The 19,445-nt window shown below is 54.8% G+C and carries 18 protein-coding genes; all 18 read left to right on the top strand.

Translation table 11 applies throughout. The features are described 5' to 3' along the window. Positions 1-14: 14 nt before the first annotated feature. A complete protein-coding gene (locus GRI39_RS02020; protein WP_160738019.1) occupies positions 15-671 on the top strand; it encodes a hypothetical protein in 657 nt (218 codons plus the stop codon). Next, complete coding sequence (locus GRI39_RS02015; RefSeq protein WP_160738018.1) at positions 652-2,820, top strand: terminase gpA endonuclease subunit; 2,169 nt, start codon at positions 652-654, stop codon at positions 2,818-2,820. The genes GRI39_RS02020 and GRI39_RS02015 overlap by 20 nt, the downstream gene beginning before the upstream one ends. Before the next feature lie 8 nt (positions 2,821-2,828). Then, positions 2,829-3,068: a gpW family head-tail joining protein gene (gene gpW, locus GRI39_RS02010; RefSeq protein WP_160738017.1), complete on the top strand. Its 240-nt coding sequence runs from the start codon at positions 2,829-2,831 to the stop codon at positions 3,066-3,068. Further along, positions 3,068-4,720 carry a phage portal protein gene (locus GRI39_RS02005; protein ID WP_160738016.1) on the top strand — a complete coding sequence of 551 codons (1,653 nt, stop codon included), beginning with the start codon at positions 3,068-3,070 and terminating at the stop codon, positions 4,718-4,720. The genes gpW and GRI39_RS02005 overlap by 1 nt, the downstream gene beginning before the upstream one ends. Then, positions 4,717-5,634 carry a S49 family peptidase gene (locus tag GRI39_RS02000; protein WP_160738015.1) on the top strand — a complete coding sequence of 306 codons (918 nt, stop codon included), beginning with the start codon at positions 4,717-4,719 and terminating at the stop codon, positions 5,632-5,634. The genes GRI39_RS02005 and GRI39_RS02000 overlap by 4 nt, the downstream gene beginning before the upstream one ends. 19 nt (positions 5,635-5,653) lie before the next feature. Then, positions 5,654-6,232, top strand: coding sequence for a hypothetical protein (locus GRI39_RS01995; protein WP_160738014.1), 579 nt, complete (start codon positions 5,654-5,656; stop codon positions 6,230-6,232). Positions 6,233-6,268: 36 nt separating this feature from the next. Beyond that, entirely contained in the window at positions 6,269-6,934 is a 666-nt protein-coding gene (locus GRI39_RS01990; RefSeq protein ID WP_160738013.1) for a head decoration protein, read from the top strand. A 35-nt stretch (positions 6,935-6,969) separates the two neighbouring features. Beyond that, positions 6,970-7,980, top strand: coding sequence for a major capsid protein (locus GRI39_RS01985; protein WP_160738012.1), 1,011 nt, complete (start codon positions 6,970-6,972; stop codon positions 7,978-7,980). Further along, positions 7,980-8,582: a hypothetical protein gene (locus GRI39_RS01980; protein WP_160738011.1), complete on the top strand. Its 603-nt coding sequence runs from the start codon at positions 7,980-7,982 to the stop codon at positions 8,580-8,582. Before GRI39_RS01985 ends, GRI39_RS01980 begins: the two co-directional genes overlap by 1 nt. Further along, a complete protein-coding gene (locus tag GRI39_RS01975) occupies positions 8,582-8,917 on the top strand; it encodes an alanyl-tRNA editing protein (RefSeq protein WP_160738010.1) in 336 nt (111 codons plus the stop codon). Before GRI39_RS01980 ends, GRI39_RS01975 begins: the two co-directional genes overlap by 1 nt. Then, positions 8,910-9,377 carry a hypothetical protein gene (locus GRI39_RS01970; protein WP_160738009.1) on the top strand — a complete coding sequence of 156 codons (468 nt, stop codon included), beginning with the start codon at positions 8,910-8,912 and terminating at the stop codon, positions 9,375-9,377. The genes GRI39_RS01975 and GRI39_RS01970 overlap by 8 nt, the downstream gene beginning before the upstream one ends. Before the next feature lie 28 nt (positions 9,378-9,405). Continuing rightward, positions 9,406-9,735: a hypothetical protein gene (locus tag GRI39_RS01965; RefSeq protein WP_160738008.1), complete on the top strand. Its 330-nt coding sequence runs from the start codon at positions 9,406-9,408 to the stop codon at positions 9,733-9,735. A gap of 20 nt (positions 9,736-9,755) precedes the next feature. Next, positions 9,756-10,955 (top strand): hypothetical protein, encoded by a 1,200-nt coding sequence (locus tag GRI39_RS01960; protein ID WP_160738007.1) that lies wholly within the window; start codon positions 9,756-9,758, stop codon positions 10,953-10,955. A gap of 34 nt (positions 10,956-10,989) precedes the next feature. Then, entirely contained in the window at positions 10,990-11,763 is a 774-nt protein-coding gene (locus GRI39_RS01955) for a hypothetical protein (protein WP_160738006.1), read from the top strand. A 159-nt stretch (positions 11,764-11,922) separates the two neighbouring features. Next, positions 11,923-12,642, top strand: a complete 720-nt coding sequence (locus GRI39_RS01950) for a hypothetical protein (RefSeq protein ID WP_160738005.1) — start codon at positions 11,923-11,925, stop codon at positions 12,640-12,642. 2 nt (positions 12,643-12,644) lie between these two features. Further along, positions 12,645-16,922: a hypothetical protein gene (locus GRI39_RS01945; protein WP_160738004.1), complete on the top strand. Its 4,278-nt coding sequence runs from the start codon at positions 12,645-12,647 to the stop codon at positions 16,920-16,922. Continuing rightward, positions 16,922-18,964, top strand: a complete 2,043-nt coding sequence (locus GRI39_RS01940; protein WP_160738003.1) for a hypothetical protein — start codon at positions 16,922-16,924, stop codon at positions 18,962-18,964. The genes GRI39_RS01945 and GRI39_RS01940 overlap by 1 nt, the downstream gene beginning before the upstream one ends. Then, positions 18,961-19,443: a hypothetical protein gene (locus GRI39_RS01935; protein WP_160738002.1), complete on the top strand. Its 483-nt coding sequence runs from the start codon at positions 18,961-18,963 to the stop codon at positions 19,441-19,443. The genes GRI39_RS01940 and GRI39_RS01935 overlap by 4 nt, the downstream gene beginning before the upstream one ends. Positions 19,444-19,445 lie beyond the last annotated feature (2 nt).

The raw sequence follows: 19,445 nt of genomic DNA, 5'->3' as shown, positions 1-19,445 counted from the left end.
GGATTTTGTGAGCCATGGCCCGGTCAAAAACATCTCATCAGGCCAGGATAAACAGTCTTGAGCGCGCTTTAGAGCGGGCAAAAGGTTTCGAGCCGGGCACGCTTTTGACGGCGAAAGAGCTTTACGAGTTCATAGGCACCAATCACGTCACACTGCGAGACTGGACAAACAATATTCCAGATCTGGCCGAAGCGGGATGCTTCGGTCGCGGGGGCCATGGGATCGGGTATCAGTACGAACCGAGATCAACGATCTTGATGGTTATTCGCCATCTGGAGGCAGAGCAGGCGAAGGCAGCGGCTGAAAATCGACGGATGAAAGAAATGGCGGGCGGCAGCTCGTTGCAATCAGTGCCGGACGATTTTGATCTGAAACAGGTGCAAGAGTTGGTTCGCACATCGAATGCCGTGCAGGACATGCGTGAGCGGCAAGGTGAATTGACCGATGCGCGCAAAGCCAGTGCGGCCATGCGTGAAATATTCAGTGCGATGCAGGCGTCTGCGATGCAGGCAGCCCAACAGGCCGACCCGGATGGCCAATGGGAGCCAAAAGTCAGGAGTGCTTTCGAAGATGCTATCAGTTCTGTCATGCTTGCCCAGAGACGGGCAGCGCAAGACGTGCTGGGTAATTTGCGTGCAGTTGGCCTGAGTGATGCTGGAGGCGTTGCTTAGCCCGGTCAGCCTGCAAAGACAGGTTGAGGCCCTTGCTGCGGGGGAATATTTACAAGACCCGCTCGACTTGCTGGAAGACGCATTAGAGCTTTATCAGCCACCTGAGCGGATCAGTACCGTCGAATGTGCTGAAAAATACCGGATTATGCCTGCATCGGAAGGCAATGGCACAGTCCGGTATGACCGTTGGAAAACGCCTTACAATGTTGGTCCGATGTCATCGCTGGATAAGCCGGACTGCAATGTTCTGGTGCTGGTAAAACCGTCTCGCTCTGGTGGCACGGCGATATGTGAGAATTATCTTTATAAGCTGATGCGCTTCGGTCCGATGGGCCGTTGCACATGGGTTCTGAACAGTGAGGAAGCAGTTACAGCTTACTGCCGCGCAGTAATGCACCCGATGTTTGATCTTAACCCTGACTTGCTTGCCAAAGTTGGTGGTGCGCGCGGGGATAACACGGATTATTTCAAGCGTGTATCGGGGCACCCGCTGGAATATTTGAGTGCTAAAGACAGTACGTTTCGGGACCGTCAACCGATTTTCATGACGATGGACGAAACAGATGCCTGGCTCAAGAAGTTTGCCGCAAGTCCACGCACTCAGCTTGATGGCAGACAGAAGCTACTCGGTAGCAGGCGGAAGGGCGCTATCCTATCGCACCCTGATCTTGGTTATTCGAGTGGTGTTGCAGCGTGTTATGAGGACACAAGCCGGGGCATTTTCATCATGCGCTGTGCGCATAGGAAATGCCGAAAATATGCTTCAGCCTATGCGACAAAATTTTGGGAAGATGTTCCCGAATTTAAGCTTCATTGGGTCCGTAATGACCAGTTGGCCAATGATGCACGCATAGCGCTTGCTGAAAGGAGCGCGGCAATGATCTGCCCTCACTGCGGATCAAAGCTGAATGATAAACAGCGCCGTGCGATGGTTGATGAAGCGCTACGCGAAGGCGAGAAAACCGGCACTTACGGTTGGATGCACCGGGGACAATCGCTTGATGCAGAGGCGGGCATCGCAGGCGAAATGGAGCCCAATGAAGCCCATGGCTATTGGGTTCATGGGTTAATGCTGAAAAGCGACACGCTGGCTAAGTTGGCGAGACGCTATGAGGCAGCGCTGATCAAGTTTGAGCGCACGCAAGACCCTTCGGATCTCAAGGAATTTCTCTCAAAGGCTCTGGGTGAGATTTATGAAGGCACGGCCACAACGGGGGGGATTAGCTCAAAGCTTCTGAAGAAGCGGTTGCGTGACGCCGATTACGGTTATGCGCGCGGCGTTGCCCCTGCGCCCGTTCTGTTCGTGACTGCCGCAGTCGATACCGGGTCTAAATATTTTGACGTGATGTGGATCGGCTGGGACCTGGAGGGAAGGAGCTGGATTTTAGATCGCCAGACGATCCGCCAGCGGATGCACGCTGATGGGCAGTGGCGCGATATAAACCTGTCCGAGCAGATTGATGATTGGCTGTTGCTGCTGCCTCAAGTCGTTGATCGCCGCTTTGAGCTGGAGGCTCGGCCTGGCTGGGCGTTGCCGGTGGCGGTGACGTGCATTGATAGCGGCGATGGTAATGTGACGTGGAAGGCGCGTGAATTTGCCAGGCGGGCTATCAATTCAGGATATGCATGGGGCACGTGGTCAAAGGTCAAGCTGATCAAGGGCGCTGATGGCAAGAAACCCATTTTGCCTAACGTACCACGCAAGGTGGATAAGGACGAAATGGGCCGGGCTGTTATGCCTGTGCTGGTTGAATATGACCTTGGCGTTGATCGGCTCAAGCACCTGACCACTGAGCGCCTTGCCATCACTGATGAGAAGCCTGGCCAGTGCCATTTCTATGATGAGGTGGAGGGCCATTACATTGACGAGTTCTTTGGTGAAATCTTTATTGATGGGAAGTGGAAGCGCATTTCCCGGCGCAATGAATCGCTCGACATATACGGATACAATGAAGCTGGGCGGCTCATGCTTTCACCTGATCACGCAAACAATATCTGGGATGATCCTGAGCGCAGACCGATCTGGGCGCAGCCTATCCCTCTCTATCCGGAAGGAGGTGATCAAGCTGCCCCGGTCAGCGGAGCCGGCGACTTAGCAAAAAGCGCTTATGCGCTGTTTGATCAAACCCTGAACCAAAGCGACGAGTAGGACATTTGATGCAAAGAACGACGACAGAAATAGCCGCCGATCTGGCGGATTATCGCGCCGCGCGTTCAGCGCTTGTCCGGGGTGATCGGGTGGAAGATATCTCGGAAGACGGAAGCCGCGTGAGTTTTTCCAAAATGTCCATCAAGGACATTGAAGCAAGCATTGAGAGCCTGCGCCGGGAATATGCACAGGCTGAAGCCCTTGAAGCTGGTCGGCCGGTGCGTAGCGCAATCGGGATTTACTGGTAATGAGTTTCATGCAGACATTAGGCGAGGCTTTTTCCGGCCTGCGCCAACGCATGTTTTTCGGCACTCAGCCCTATGAAGCGCAGCGCTATGACAGCCGTGAAATGGCGGGATGGACGCCGAGCCTTACATCCGGGACCGATGAAAATCTTGATGCGCGCGACGCTGTAACGCGCCGTGCGCGCGATTTGGTTCGCAATCACCCTATCATTTCTGGCGCCACGGATCGCCGTGCGGAATCCGTGGTTGGTTCGAATATCCGACTTGAAACCCAGCCTGCCTTTGAGAGTATGGGGCAATCGCCTGATTGGGCGGATGAATGGTCGCAGAATACCGAGCAGCATTTTGAGCTATGGGCGCGCGATCCGCGCAAGCTATGCGATGCGCAGATGCATTTGCAGTTTGGCGGGATGGTCGAGCTGGCCTATCGTCACTGGTGGAACGATGGCGAAGCGGCTGCGGTTATCAAGATGCTTCCCCCTGTTGGCCCGCGCGTGTTGGCGCAGTGGGAAACATGCCTTGAAGTGGTCGATCCTGACCGGGTGAGCAACCCGAATGGATTACCTGACCACCACAAGCTTTCGAATGGGCGAACGCTCATCGGCGGTATCGAATATGATCGCAATGGAGCCCCCCTGGCTGCGCATGTCCGAGTAGCGCATCCATCCAGCAACAATGGCGGCACGCTCGATTCTTTCCGCTGGACGAGGGTTCCGTTTTACGGACCGACCGGCAGGCCTATCTTTGTTCACGCATTCAAGCGCAACCGTGCGGACCAGAGGCGCGGAATTAGCCGGTTTGTTTCAGCCATCAAGCGTATCAAGATGTTTGATAGGTTCGATGATGCAGAGCTGGAAGCGGCATTGCTGAATGCCATCATGGCGGTTTCAATTGAAAGCGCCGCTCCAACTGCAGAAGTTGCTGCGGCCATGGCTCCGACCTCCGGCAAGCAAGAAACTCAACTCCCCGAGCATTTCCGTTACCGCATGGATCATCCTGTGCGGATGCAGGGTGTGCGGGTGTTTCACGGCCTTCCAGGGGAAAAGATGGAGTTCAAAAGGAGTGAACATCCATCACAGAATTATCCGGAATTTCAGGCAACCGGGCTGCGGAGCATGGCAGCATCTCTGGGGCTGTCCTACGCACAGATTTCTCAGAATTGGGCCGACATCAACTATTCATCAGCACGCGCAATGCTCAATGAGATATGGCGCGGATTGCTGCATGACCGCTGGTTGTTCACGCAGGGCTTCTGCACGCCGATCTATCTCGCATGGCTCGAAGAGGCTGTGGCAAAGGGCATCATTCAGGTGCCCGGTCGCAAGACGAATTTTTACAAGTACCGCAACGCGCTTTCGCTTTGCGAATGGATAGGCCCAGGCCGGGGCAGTGTTGATCCGTTGAAGGAAGGTCAGGCTGACGACTTCCGCCTAAACCAAGGGGCAACCGACCTCACCACAATGAGCAATGAGAGCGGCAAGGATTATCGCAAAACGCTGCGCAATCAGGCGCGTGAGAAAAAGTACCGCGAGCAGATGGGGCTTGAGCCCTACATGCCGCTGAAGGCTGGCGCTGGGCATACCTCTGCCCCGGAAGCTTATCCGGAGGGCAATGCTCAAGTTGATCCTGTCGAAAGCGAAGGGCAAAGCGCATGAAGGGCCGCAGTGAACCTAACCGCCAGTTGCCCATGTTGGCGCAGCGGATATTCAACACGCCGCTGATGATCCACGAGCATAAAGCTGAAATCATCGTCGCAGCGCTGCAGCACCGTCTTGGCGTTGGCAATTTCGACCGTATCGATAGTACGGCACTTGGCGCGACCGACATGCTGTCCCTTTCAGGCGATGCACGGCGCGACCGCGATAACTGGAAGCCGTTTGCACAGGATGATGATATTGCCGTCATCCCTGTGAGCGGGACGCTGGTTCACAAATTTGGTTGGCTCGATCCTGTCTCCGGCATGACTGGCTATGACGGCATTATTCGCAAGTTCCGCGCTGCGTTGATGGACAGCACGATCAGGGCAATATGGTTCGACATAGATAGTCCGGGCGGTGAAGTCGCTGGATGCTTTGCCATGTGCGAGGAAATTGCCAAAAGTACGCTGAGCGAAGGCGGGCCAAAACCGGTTTGGGCTTATATTAACGAGCAGGCGACCAGCGCCGCTTATGCCGTCGCAAGCGTTTGTGACCGCGTTTACGGCCCCCGCACAATGATTACCGGATCTATCGGTGCCTATATCATGTATATCGATTTTTCCCGCGCACTCGATAAAAATGGGATGACGCCGGAAATCATCCGCTCAGGTAAACGCAAAGGCCGCATGACCGGGACAGAGCCGCTTGATGATCCAGCGCTCGCCAAACTGCAGGCGATGGTTGATGAAACCCGCGACATCTTTGCCAATATGGTTGCCATGGGGCGCGGCCTTTCAGTGGATACCGTGCTGAACACTGAAGCGGAAATCTATAGCGGCGCGGATGCCGTTAAGACCGGACTGGTGGATGACATCATGTCCGAAACGGAAGCCTGGGAGCTTCTCCAACTCGAATTGGGCCGCAGGGCCTAAGCCACCAAAGGAAAATGCGATGAGCAAGCCGCGCTTTGGCGGGCTTGGCGGCGTTATGCGCGGCCAGGTCGAAACGCCGCACGCCTCCATGAAAGATATGCCTGAAGGCAAGCCGGAAACCGATCCGGAAAATCCGGAAGATGATGACCAACCCGATGACGAAGAAGCCGGCGACGGCAAAAAAAAGGACAAGCCTATGTCGAAAGACAAAGAACAGCAGGCCGCCGCCCCTGGCGCGGAATCTCAGATGAACGACGGACAGCAGCACGGTGACAGCAACGCAGTGGCGGCAGCTATTACCGGAGAGCGCCAGCGGATCGCTGCGGTCTTTGCAAGTGATGACGTTAAAGGCCGTGAAATGGCCGCTGCTGAACTGCTCGCTAATTCTGACATGAGCGCTGACGCGATTGTGGGAATGCTGCCCAAACTGACGCCATCAGCATCAGCCGATGAAGGCTCTGAAATGCTGCAACATATGCGCGAGAACGGCCAGATCGACCTCGGCAATGAAGGTGGCGAAACCCAAGCCGAAGAAAACCACGGCTGGCAGAAGATCCACGACGAAATTCGGGCGCGCCGCGAAAACGGCGGGTTCTGACATCCAACTCCCCTTCCCTAAAGAGGAACCAGAGACATGACTATGCTTACCGAACCGGTGCATCCCAATGAAAGCCTTGTCAGTGAGGCAAATGGGGATCGTTCGCGCGAATCTATTACGGTTGCCAGTGGCGCTGTTCTGAAAGCTTGTGCCGTTCTTGGTGCCGCCTATGGCGACGCCACCAGCGCGGCCAAGTCTGGTGGCAATACCGGCAATGGCACCGTCACTATGGATGCCACGAACCCCACCCTGGCCCATGCGAAGCCCGGTGTTTATACATTGCGCTGCATTGAGGCAGCTACGAATGGCGGCACATTCCGCCTTGAAGATCCTGACGGCACCGTTCTGGGCGATTTCACGATCAGTGGCGGCGCTGGCGGGACGGCTGCTTTTGCCGAGCAGGTCAAGGGCGTGATCACGGACGGTTCGACCGACTTCGCGGTTGGCGATGGTTTCGATATCACAGTGCCCAATACGCAGACCTTTGGCCCAATCGATTTTGATGCCTCCAATGGCATGAATGTTGGCTCTGCTATTTCATATGGCGATTATGACGGAACGGACGGTGAAGTCCCCGGCGTCGCCTATGTCCGCGACTGCGAGCACAACGCCGCAATCGTTGTCTGGCCGACTGGCACCACTACCGACCAGAAGGTGCGGGCCACCCGCGACCTGGCCGAAGTCGGCATCATTCTGCGCTGAAGCGCGAAACCTTCTTAGCATAAGGACACAACGCCATGCTTACCATGGACGTATTCAAGCAGGACGCTTTTTCAGCTATTTCGATGACTGAAGCCGTCCGTCGTTCCCAGACCATCCCTGGACTGCTGGGGCGTATGAATCTCTTCACACCTAAGCGCGTGCGTAGTCGGCGCGTAGCTGTTGAGATGAAAGGCCAACAGCTCAACATCATTCAGACGAGCGAGCCAGGCGCACCGCGCACTCGCCGCTCCAACGACAAGGCATCAGTCGTGGATCTGCGCGTTCGCCGGATCGAAGAATCCAGCATGGTTACGGCAGAAGAAATCCAGGGCATTCGTGCCTTTGGTTCCGAAACCGAGCTAAAGCAGCTTCAGTCCGAAATTGCTGAACGTCAGCAGGGATGCATTGATGACCTTTCCGCGACACGCGAGCGGCTTTATCTCTCATGCATCGACGGCATTCTGCGCGATGCCGATGACAGCGTGATCTATGATTATTACCAGACGTTCGGTTACACCAAGCCCGCAGAAATTGATTTCGATTGGGCTAATGCAACGAAAGTAAAGAAATTCGTTGCAAACAATGTCAAGCGCCCGATGATCCGGGCTATCGGTGGCTCTGCCCCGCCATCCATGCGCATCATTGCGCTGTGCGGCGATGACTTCTACGACGATCTGCAGGAAAACTCCGAATACAAGGATCAGTATAAGAACACCGCTAATGCCAGTAAGCTGGTGGAAGACACCGTGTTCGATGCAATCGATGCGTGGGGCGTGACCTGGATAAACTATCGCGGGACAGACGATAACTCCAAGGTCGCCGTAGGTGTGGACAAGGTGAAGTTCTTCCCCATGGGCGTGCGTGGATTGTTCCAGGAAGCGTTTGCCCCGGCGCCCACGTTTGACCATGTGAACACGCTAGGCCAGGAATGGTATAGCCGCATGTTGCTTGACGATAAACGTCAAGAATGGGCTGATGTGGAAATCGAAAGCCACCGCCTACCCATCTGCACCCGTCCAGAAGTGCTGCTGAGCGGGAATAAGTGATGGAAACCCGTCGCGTTCGCGCATTGCGCGCCAAGACTGAATTTGTACCTGGCTTCGGCCAGGTGCATTTCAACCCTGACAGCAAAAACGAAGCGGTGCGCCTTCCCCGCGTACCAGTATCGGCTATCCCGCGCATGGTGGAGTTGGGCTATGTGTCAGACGACATAGACGGACAGGCCGCAAACGCTCCTGCCCCATCGTCTCCCCCCGACCGTGCATCTGAAGCCAAGGGCGAAGGCGAAACTGGAAAGGCCGAAGACGTAAGCGGCGAGGCTGAAGACATTTCTGCGCTGCGTGCCCAGTACAAGGAAGTGACTGGTAGCAGGCCTTTCAATGGCTGGGACACCGAAGAGCTGCTTAAACGCATCTCTGAAGCCAAGGGCGAAGGCGAAACTGGAAAGGCCGAAGACGTAAGCGGCGAGGCTGAAGACATTTCTGCGCTGCGTGCCCAGTACAAGGAAGTGACTGGTAGCAGGCCTTTCAATGGCTGGGACACCGAAGAGCTGCTTAAACGCATCTCTGAAGCCAAAGGCGAAAATGCCGATGACGATGACGGTGTTGCAGATGCCGCTATCGACGATCAGGCTCCGACCAGCGTCTGATGCCTATCCCTTCATTCAATAGTCTGCGCGCGAAGTTGCACAATGCGTGTGATGCCTATTTGCGCCCTGAAATCCAGTACAAGCCCGCAGGCGGTGCTTATGGCCCTGTAGCGGCACGCATGGATTATTCGACCGAAGAGGTTAATTTCGCCAATGCGCAGACTATCGAGCAGGGGATGATGGTTAGCATCCACCGCACTTTGCTGAACGCAAAGCCAACTGATGCCGACCGGATCAAGCTGCCGGAAATTGATGGCGTTTGGAAGCCTGTAGGCGTTGGGCTTAACCAGCCCGGTACGCACTGGCTGTTTCGTCTGGTGAAAGTTAATGGCTGACGCTGCAAGCTCCAAGGTCGAAGATCGTTTGGTGGCCACGTTGGCCGCTTATGCTGATCTGAACGATTATACAGTGCAATTGTCGGTTGGTGATGTTCCGATTGATGGAGATCGGGTGATTGTGGTCGCCGCCGTCGATTATCGTTTCTTCAACGGGCCTGAACCCAATTCGCAAACCATGCATGAAATGGCCATCGAAACAGAAGTCATCACGCGCAATCAGGATGACGAAATCACTCCTGATCTTATGCGCGCTGGACGTACTGCATTGGCCCATGTGGTAGCTGCCCTAGCCGCCGACCGCACTTTGGGCGGGATGCTGCAAACATTGGAAGAAATTGACCAGGCTCCAATTCTGAAAGCGGATGCCGGCTCCATCTCCCTTCAATGGCAGGCGCAGTTCTTCACGAGCCGCACCGACCATTTCACCATTCTGGGCCATGGCGGCCTGAAGTTCTGACACTCTCCTTATTTAGAGGATAAACCACATGGCTGAGAATATTTGCCCGCCCCTTGGGAGCGGAAGCGTTGACGCGCGTGCGCTGCACGAAGCGGCCTGCAAAGGCGAGAACCTGACAGAAGCTGTTGCCAGTGCAACGACGCGCAAGGCCGTTTCCATCACACTGAGCGATGATGCGCAGGAAGGCGTCAATGTTGTGGTTGCCGAGGTGGATGACTTCACGCTGACGGATCGCGGCAATGGCTGGTTTCTGATCACCGGCCCTAATGACCTCTCCGAAAAATTGCATGGCGAAGACAGTGCCACAGCCCGTCTTGAAGAGCTGGTCGAGGCTGCTGGCGCCGATAGCGATTCCTAAGCTTAAAGAAAGGACCCGAAATGGCCCGTAAGACTAATAATTCTGCCGTTGCGCTTGCCATTCAGAGCGTTGTCGGCACCTTCGAAAGCGGCATCAGCGACGCTGATCTGTTGCCCGTTTCTCAGCTACGTCCACAAATTAATGGCGTGACGATCAGTAACGATGAATACACCGGATCGATTGTAAACAACGCTGATGTGGTGGCCGGAAAGCGATTGAGCTTTGCGTTCAATGTGAAAATCCGCCCTCCCGGTGGCACCGCGATACCCGATGAGAATGATTTCTTACTCGGGCGTCTATTCCAATCCATGAAGATGACAGAGGTACGCAATACCTCTGCTATTCCGGTTTCACCGGAGGCTTTGGGGAGCGGAAGCGACACAAACAATGCTGTCCTTGGCGCATCAGCCGCAGCAACCGCAGGGCTTTACAAGGCGTGGCCGCTCATCCTGTCGGATAATGATACCGGTTTCAAAAACCAACTGACCATGATCCGGAGCTATGCGGCCGACAAGACAGCTCAATTGATGGAGGTGCTTTCGTCTGCGCCTGCTGCAAACTATCAAATCCCGCCATTCATCGGCTATATGCGGTCAGTAACTTCAGATGATCCGATTATTCTCTCAATGAAGTTCTGGCTTGATGGCGTTCGTTATGATCTGCGTGATTGCCGCCCTACTTCGGCACAGATTACGTTCCCGACCAGCACCCGCGAACAAGCTCGATTCCCTGAATTGCAGGTGACGTACGAAGGGATTCTGGACGACTATGCCGATGAGGCAACGCCTGTCATTCCCGCACTTGGCGCTATTCCGCTTTTCCGCGATGGCGATCTGTGGCTTGATAACAAGCGTGTGGGCGGTTCTGATCTTACAATTGATCTTGGGCTTCAGAGCGAAAACCCGCCGAATCCCAATCAACAAGACGGCAGCGATGCACCGGAAGTAACGGCCAGTACAGCTTCTATTTCGATGACGCGGCAGAGCTACACAAAGGCGGTGTTTGACAGCATGGCTCTTGCCGATGCGCAGCAACGTCACCCACTTTGGGGGCAGTACGGCTCCGGCCCCGGCGCGATGGTCCAGTTTGCTGCACCAGATGTCCGGTTCAACTACGCTAGCCCTGATCTTGGTGGCGGTCTGATCAATGAAAGCGGGGACTTGCTGGTTGATGCTATTGATCGCGGAATTGCGATTGTCTTCCCCGGCGTCGTTGCCTGACGCCAATTCTCACCCATAAATGAAAGACCCTGACATGCCCCAGGATATTCCCTTGGAGGCAAGCGAAACGCTTGCCTTCACTCCTTCCAAACTCCGCGATAAGATGGGCGAAAATGCGCCCCACTTTATTCTTCGCACCATCACAAGCCGGGAAAAGCGATTCCGCCGCCGCTTGGTTACGGAGGCTGGCTGCATCTTTCACACGCAGGATGCGATCCGCAACGAATTGGTCAACGGCCTGAAAGCACAATGGAGCCCTGACGAAGTTGATGCCGCAGAAGAAAGGCTGCGTACTTATTGGCAGGCGTTGGACGATTTCACCACACAAGCCATGTCGGACGATGATGTTGAATGGTCTTATGACTCTGACATCGAGGCCGCAGTCCATAAGCTTGAGCGGGACGTTTCCCAAAACTGGCCACCACTTTCCAGAATGCGGGCTGATAATCTGGAGCATGGGGAAATATCTGCCCTTTCGCAGATGGCTGTCACCTTGAAGAGCTGGGGCAACATGAAGGCAACGCCTGACATTGACCGTGGCTTTCTGACGCTTGATTGCGTCGATACAATTCAGGAAGAGTTGACCCGCATTGATTTTAAACAGGGCATTAAACCCGGCACATCGCTGGGTGAAGTTCTGGCCGAATGCGCCCGTCAATGGATGCTTGACGAGAGTACGGCAAAAAACTCCGCATCGCCGTCGCGGTCCGACATAACCCCGGACTTTTCGACGGCGAAGGATGGGGACACGAAAAGTGGGAAATCCCCGGTGCGGGCTCGTTCGAAGAAAACCCAAAAGGACTCGTAAGTGATGACGTTTGGGCGCTCCTGCGGATCTACGATCAATGTGATCGGGGTATGGCTGGGCGTGTCTATCCTGATGGTGGCGCTGTGCTCGATCAGCCTTTGCTGCTGCTCGATGCCTTCGCCATCATTGGCGATACACGGCACAAGCTGAGAGATGGCGATGAGAGCTAGATTAGACAGCCGCGATCCGCGTCCAGCGTTTGATATTTATTACCGCCATGCCGAGCAGATGCAGGAAAAGGCTGCTCTGATCGTGACTGACCGGGCAGCGAGCAGAGCCGTGCGCGAAATACGTGGACGGATGCGCGGCGCTGGCCTTGGCCGGTTAGGCAATGCCATAGGCTCCACGTCTGACCTGAAAGAAGGCCGTGGCGTCTATCGGCGGGGCGCGGGCTTTTCAGCATCTGGCGCGCTCTATTTACGCACACGCTCGGAGCGCACCGTGGGTGCTATCTCTGCATACACTGAAGGTGCCGACATCAGGCCGAAGCGAGGGCGCTGGTTGTGGATCGCCACCGACCAATTGCCGCGCGTAACCGGGCGCGAGCGTATGACGCCAGAGTTATATCGCAAGAACGGATTTGAACAGAAGATCGGTCCGCTGGTTTTAATTCGATCCGTCAACGGCAATCCGCTGCTTGTCGTGCCGCAAGCTGGTGTGAGTGAAGTTGGTAAACGCCGCAGCGCCCGCAGTCTTAAGAAGAACGGCCAGCCCCGCAAAGGGCAGCGCCTTCGCCAGAATTTGGTGGCTTTTGTTGGCATCCCTCGCACATCTCGTGCGGCGCGTGTGGACCCAGAAGCGATTATCCGCGCCGTGTTGCAGCAGCTCCCGGCAAATTTTCACAATGAGCTTGCGCGCCTTGGCGCCGGGAGGCGTTAAACATGACGGCACAGACGATTTTCCCGTCCTATATCCGCCTTGAGCACGAGCCGAATGGCAGTGCGCGCAGTGCATTTCTGTCTGAACTGAGCAGCACGCTCGATGCGGGCGAACGCCAGTTTGAAAGCTTCAGTGCGGAAGCTCGCCGTCAGGTGGATGCGGCGCTATCAGTCAAGCGGAACAATTTTGGGTCGCTCGACCTTGGCGTTGATCAATTGCGTGCCGCAGCAGCAGCGCAGGAAGCGCGTGCCGTGGCGGCGAGAGAGGTCGCCCAGGCGACGGAATTAGCCGCGCGTACTGAAGGTGATTATAGCCGCGAAGCCCGAAATGCTGTAGCGGCCACTCAAGCTTTGGCCAAAGAAGAAGAGCGGGCTGCGGCGAGTGCGCGTTCCCACGTAGCAGCGGCTGCTCAAGTGCAGGCTGCGCTTAATCAGACCCGTTCGGCAGTCAGTTCGCTGCAGGGGGAATATCTTCGCTTGGCGCAGGCTGAAGCGGCAAGTGCCAATGGCTCTGCTATGCTTGCTGCTATTCAGCGTGAAACCGGTGCCGGCCTTGAACGTAATATAAAATCGGCTCGTGAAAGCGCTCAAGCTTTCGATCTGCTTTTTCAGGCTCAGGATGCGCGCAGTTCAGCAGCGGCCCAAAACTTTTTTAACACTGCACTTGGCATTGATGCCCAAACAAAATCAGCTCGTGAAAGCGCTCGCGCTTTTGAGGAGATGTTTGTCGCACAAGAGAAGGCGAGGCAGGCCGAGGAAGCGTTGGCAAATTCTGCAGCCGCTTTGCGTGCTCAGCTCGATCCCATGTATTTGGCGCAGCAGCGTTTTGACAATGAGATGTCACGCGCTGATGACCTTATGAATGCCGGTGCGATTTCTGCGCGGGAATATGCTCAAGCTCAGCAATTGGCTCGGAATAGTCTGCGGGAGTCCGCTCAGGCCGCTACTGCTGCTAATCAGGCAACCACTGCTTCTAATGCAGTGATGCTGAAGGGGACTACAGCTCGCGGTAATGTAATCAATTCCATTCGTGCCGAGCGCACCGCCTTTATTCAGCTTGGCCAGCAAATGCAGGATGTCACGGTGCAGGCGCAGCTTGGCACAAACGCATTCCTGATCTTTGCTCAACAGGCACCTCAGGCAGCTTTTGCATTATCTGGGCTTGCTGATAGCGCTGATAAAACCAAATCGCGCATAGGGCAGTTTGCCACCTTCCTTTCAGGCCCTTGGGGTGCAGCTATATTTGCTGCCACAGCAGTATTGGGGCCTTTTATCTATGATCTGATTGCTTCAGGCGATGAGGCGGACAAGTCAGCGCGCGCGCAACGCAATCTGACAGAAGTCTTGAACGATCAGACTTCATCGTATGAAGAGGTTACAAAGGCGCTGCGCGAATATAACCGGGAGCAAGAAAAGTCTCGTGAAGTTACGCTCTTGTCTCTGGAAGCCCAAGCCAGGCAAATCGCAGAAAATTACCGTGAAGCTGTTTCAATCCGTGAAATAATCAAGGCACGGATTGAAGATAACCTTGAGCAAGCAGCGCGGTCTACCGGCGACAATGCGGGCGGGACAGGTGCGCGTGGCGGCTTATCGGCTCTGGCGAGCATAAATGAAGGTGAGCTTGCGCGGCAGCAGGCGCAAATTGAGAGTCTTGGCGATGCGGCAATAAATGCCTCGAAAGAAATTTCGGTTGAAATAGCGCGCATTAACTCTGACGCTTCTGCCAGAATAAAAACAGGGTTCGAAGTGTTGCGTCAGCGCGCAATGGATAGTTTGATCGGTGAAGATCTGACAAAGCGCTTAACGGAGCTAAATAAACAAGAGGCTGCATCCCTCGACGCCCTAAAGAAAAAAGAGAAAGACAGAACCAAGGAATATGAGCGCCTTGCAGAGTTTGGCGAAGATGCAGCAAAAAAGATCGCCAATATCCGTGATCGGTTTATCGATATCCCGCCCGAAGTAGCCAAAGCCAACCGCGCGACACGCGAACTTGACGATATCATTTCTGATCTGGCGAGGCGTAAACCTGCCGGGTTCAAGGATATGATCGAAGAAGCGGAAGAGCTTAAGGCTATTATCCCGACACTTGGCCTTGAACGTTACATGGCTGATTTCAATGAAGAAACTGAGCGGAATATCAGGCTACAAAGTTTGACACTTTCAGGGCGTGAGGCTGAAGCGCAGACTCTTCAAACGATCTGGAATATCGAACGGCAATTTGGTCCGCTGCGTGCTCAGGAAAAGCAGGATATTCTTGATATCGTAAGGTATCAATATGATCAGGTTGAAGCGCAACGCATCATCGGTGATCAAATTAACGATTACCTTGGGGCCACCCGGCAGGTGCGCAGTGAGCTGGAAAACTTGTTTTCTGGCAAGAGCGCCAATTTCAAGCAGGTTTTTAAGGATCTGCAAGCGCGCATCACGGTGGAATCCATCTTTGGCGATGCGCTGCGCCAGATGGATGATCTCGTAAAAGGCCGCGCCGGGGTTAGCGATAATATCGATTTTCTTGGCAATGAGGCCAAGCGTGCCGGGAATGTCTTTGGTGACTTCGCAGACATGGCAAGCAAGGGTATGAATCGCCTTGGTGCTGCTTATGCCGGAAGTGTTCCTTCCACGTCCGCGAGCAACACATTCAATGACGCATTCGGCACCGGTTATATGGCCGTGACGGATGCGGCAAACGATAACACCGATTATTCTGCCTATGGCGATATCGTCGTTCAAGCGAACAAGGAAGCGATGCGCGGCACCGCCTTGAACCTGACGCCAGACGAATACGCAAGGCTGTTGGCCAAAGGTCTTACCGATCCTGTCATTACCCACTTGAATGATCTTTTCGGGGTTAAATTCTTCTCGCTGCTTCAGGGCACTTTGTCTGGTGCGGCGCGCGGATATGTCACAGGCGGTGTGCCTGGTGCTGTGCTTGGCGGGCTTGGCGGTTTAGTCGAAGATTTCGGTGCCGAAACGATTGGCACCGAGATGTCTGAAGCGCTTTCAAAAACCTTCAGCAAAGCACTCTCCGGAACACAGACCGGGAGCCTCATTTCCGGCCTTTCCAACGCCCTCGGTATCAAGATGAGCGGTACAGGGGCGCAGATTGGCGGCGCAATTGGTTCCTTTATCCCGATCCCTGGGGGTGACATTATCGGGTCCATCGCAGGCGGGTTGATCAGCAGCATCTTTGGCAGCAGCAAATATGGCTCTGCTGTTTTGACCGGCAGCGATTCAGTCAGCCTTTCCGGTAGCAACAGCGGCAGGCGTGAAGGCGCGAGCACACTTGGAACCAGTGTGCTTGAAGGCTTGCAGAACGTCATCGATGAGCTAGGCGGCGAAGTCGGTAATTTCAGCGTCACCATCGGCACTTATAAAGACCGCTTCCGCGTCAACACCACAGGCAGCGACAAGGTTGGCGGATATTCCGGCAGCGCTGCGGAAAATGAAGCCAAATATGGGCTTTACGACTTTGACACGCAGGAAGAGGCGATTGCCTTTGCGATCAAGAATGCCATCGAGGATGGCGGCCTGACCGGACTGAGGCAAAGCACGCTGAATTTGCTGAAGGCTACCGACAATCTGGATGATGCGGTTGAGAAAGCGCGCCAGTTTGAAGACGTATTTGATCGCCTGCGGCAATATGAAGATCCTGTGGGTGCAGCAATAGCCAGCGTAAACGATGAATTTGACGAGCTGCGCAGTATATTCGAGGAAGCGAATGCCAGCGCATCAGAGTGGGCAGACCTTGAAAAGCTCTACCAGATCGAGCGTAGCGATGCCATTCAGCAGGCTACAGACCAAATCACGGGGTCGCTGCAAAGCCTCTATGACACGCTGACTGTGGGCAATAGCGCTCTGCCATTGCGCGAGCGAGAGCAGTTGGCGAGGGCTGAATATGACGCGCTAGCCGCAAGGGTACGAGCTGGCGACACTACCGCCTATGATGATTTTTCAGAGGCAGCCCAAACACTGCTCAGCATTGAGCGTGAGCTTTATGGCTCTCAGCAAGGCTATTTCGATACGTTGAATGAAGTCACGAGCCTGACAAAATCGGCATTGAGCGCGACCCAAAGCCAAATCTCAAGTTCTATTGCCAATCAAGATGATCCAACATCGTCAGACTTCATTGCGGTGAACGACAATCAGGCGGTTGTGGATGCGATTGCTGATAGCAACAGCAAGTTGGATGCCCTGAACACGAACATGGGCACGATGATCAGCCTTTTGAAATCGGGCAATAGCCGGCAGGTCTACACCGCTGCCCAGGTGAGCAATTTCTGATGCAGGAACCAATTTTGACGCTTGTCCGGATTACGCCTCTGGACCCGGTGACTGGCGCCCGCGTGCTGATCCATGCCGCACAGGCTAATGATCGCCGCTGTACGGGCCTTGGCGGGGCTCAATGGGTTCCTGCACTCACGAAAGGGCCAAGCACGGCCATAAAGCTGTTCGATGGCGATTTTTCCAATGCTGTGCAGGTGAGTGGCGCCAGCCTGCCACTGAATATGAACCAGTTGCGCAAGGTCTACACAGTAGCAGATCGCTATCGCTGGGCGGGTGCGAAAGTGGAAATATTCGCTGGCAGGCTGTCCCAGGCATGGCCATGGGGCGCGCATTTCATAGGCCGAGTGAAGACGTATAGCCGCGAAGGTGATGTGATCACCTTCGCCTGTGAGGCGGATAGTGAGCCGTTTGACGCTGATGTTCTGAATAAGACTTATGCGGGCACATCAGAGGCGGAAGGTGGCGCGGATCTAAAAGGGCAACTTAAGCCGCTCATTATAGGCCATGTGCGCAATGTGGTGCCGGTGCTGATCAATTCGACGGACTATGTTTATCAATTCCACGGCTATGGAGCGATTGAAGAGGTCAGCGAGCTTTTCGAGCGAGGTTCAAGCTTCGGTTCTGCGGTGGCTGACTATCCTGATTACATTTCACTGGTGAATGCTGATGTGCCCAAGGGCCAGTTTGCCACGTGTCTTGCGGAAGGGCTTGTGCGGCTGGGGGCTCCTGCGGCCGGGCTTATAACCGGGGACGTGAAAGGCCATGCGGTTGATGGCGTAACGCCCCGATTGACCGGTGATGCTATCGCTGCAATTGCCGATATTGCCGGAGTTCCCCGCGACCGGATCGAGAGTAGCGCACTCAGCGGGATCAACACTGCTGCACCCTACCCCATCAATCTGGCATTGAACGAACAAACCAGTTTCGTTGATCTGGTGCGCCGCCTTGCCCTGCCCTGCAATGTGCAGGCCGGGATATCCTTAACCGGCCAATTGTTTGCCCGCGTGATTACGATGGATGGCGACCCGAGCATTACGCTTGATGCGCAGGGCAGGAGCTTACCTCAAGTCATTGGCAGGCCCGATGAAATGACGGTGAGCGCACCGTATTGGAAGATTATCATGGGAGCCGCCCGCTGTTGGCGTGTCCAGAGTTCGGATGAAATAGCCTTCAATAGCCCTATCGTTGACAGAGGCGACTTCAACCCGACCACTCAATATAGGGAAGGTGAGATTGTCACCCTGCCTGATGGTCGCCGGTTCCTGTATATTGCGGAAACACCAAGTACGGGCAATGAGCCGCCGGACGCGACATATTGGGAACAAATTGGCGGTGTCGTCACAGGTGATACAAGCAATGTCATCTATCGCAAATCTTCGTCGCAGCCCTCCCGGCCTGCTGATAGCAGCGGTATACCTTCGGGATGGTATGATGATGTTGGCGATCTACCTGCTGGCAGTACGCCGGTATGGGCGTGCTATGGCTTAAAGCAGGCCGGGGCCACGCAATATGTTTGGCAAACACCCTATTCGATCAACATCGATAAGCGCGTCTATGACGGGCTGAAAAACAATGGTGATGTTGAAGACGGGAAAGTTGACACGTCATCAGTGGTCGGCGGCGCGATTAGTGCTCCCAGCACTACGGCGGGCAGTGATACTTATGTGGCTGCTGGTGCAACCACCACAATTATGGAAACCAGCTTAATCACGATAGGCGATGCCACCTATGGCAGTGCCTACATTCTGATTTTTGCTGAAATGGATGGCGGCACACAGATCGACATCGGGGGCCAGATGTTCCTCGATATTGATACAGGGAGCGGCTTTGTGCAGGCGGCCACAACGCGAGGCGGGGTTCTTTCTACAGATGGCAATACGCTGTGCAAGATACCTTTGCTCGCAGGTGAAACCGTTTCTGGTGTGCAACAAATTCGCGTTCGAATGCGAGTGCTAAGTTTTGCCATGCCGCTGCAAAGCTCAGCGCGTGCTTTCACAATCAGGAATCCTCAAATTGTCGTTTTTGGAGCGAAGAGATGAGCGTTGCTATATTCGATAAAGACGGCTTGTGCGTGTCGGTTTCCCATACACCTCAAAGGCAACCGATTGGCGGCGCAAAAGCTGAAGTGCCCGATGGCACGAAACCAAATGCAATTTGGTGGGATGGAGAGGCTGTGCAGTCTCCTGAGCCTTGCACGCTCGATATTCCTCAAGTCGTTGAGTTGGGGGCGTCAATTGACCCCATCACTCTGCCCGCTGGCGCAATCGCAATTGTGGCAGGTGTCCGGCAGCGTGGGATTTTGGTGATCCCAACTGATCAGATCGGCTCTGTGCCGGTGGATATTCGCGGCAGTTGCCATGGCAACTTTGTGGTTGAGGTGCGTGATTATGCCGGTCAGCGCAAGAATGCCTATCCATCCATAGGTGACCAGTTGGATGCACTGTGGAAGGGCGGGGAGGCTCTGGAAGAAATGCAAGCCCGTGTGATGGCCGTAAAGGCTCAATTCCCGAAGGAATGATG

Source organism: Altericroceibacterium indicum (genome assembly GCF_009828105.1).
In the GTDB taxonomy this organism is placed as follows: domain Bacteria; phylum Pseudomonadota; class Alphaproteobacteria; order Sphingomonadales; family Sphingomonadaceae; genus Altericroceibacterium; species Altericroceibacterium indicum.
The sequence above is the reverse complement of the archived record's forward strand: the minus strand, read 5'-3'. Positions and strand labels throughout refer to the sequence as shown.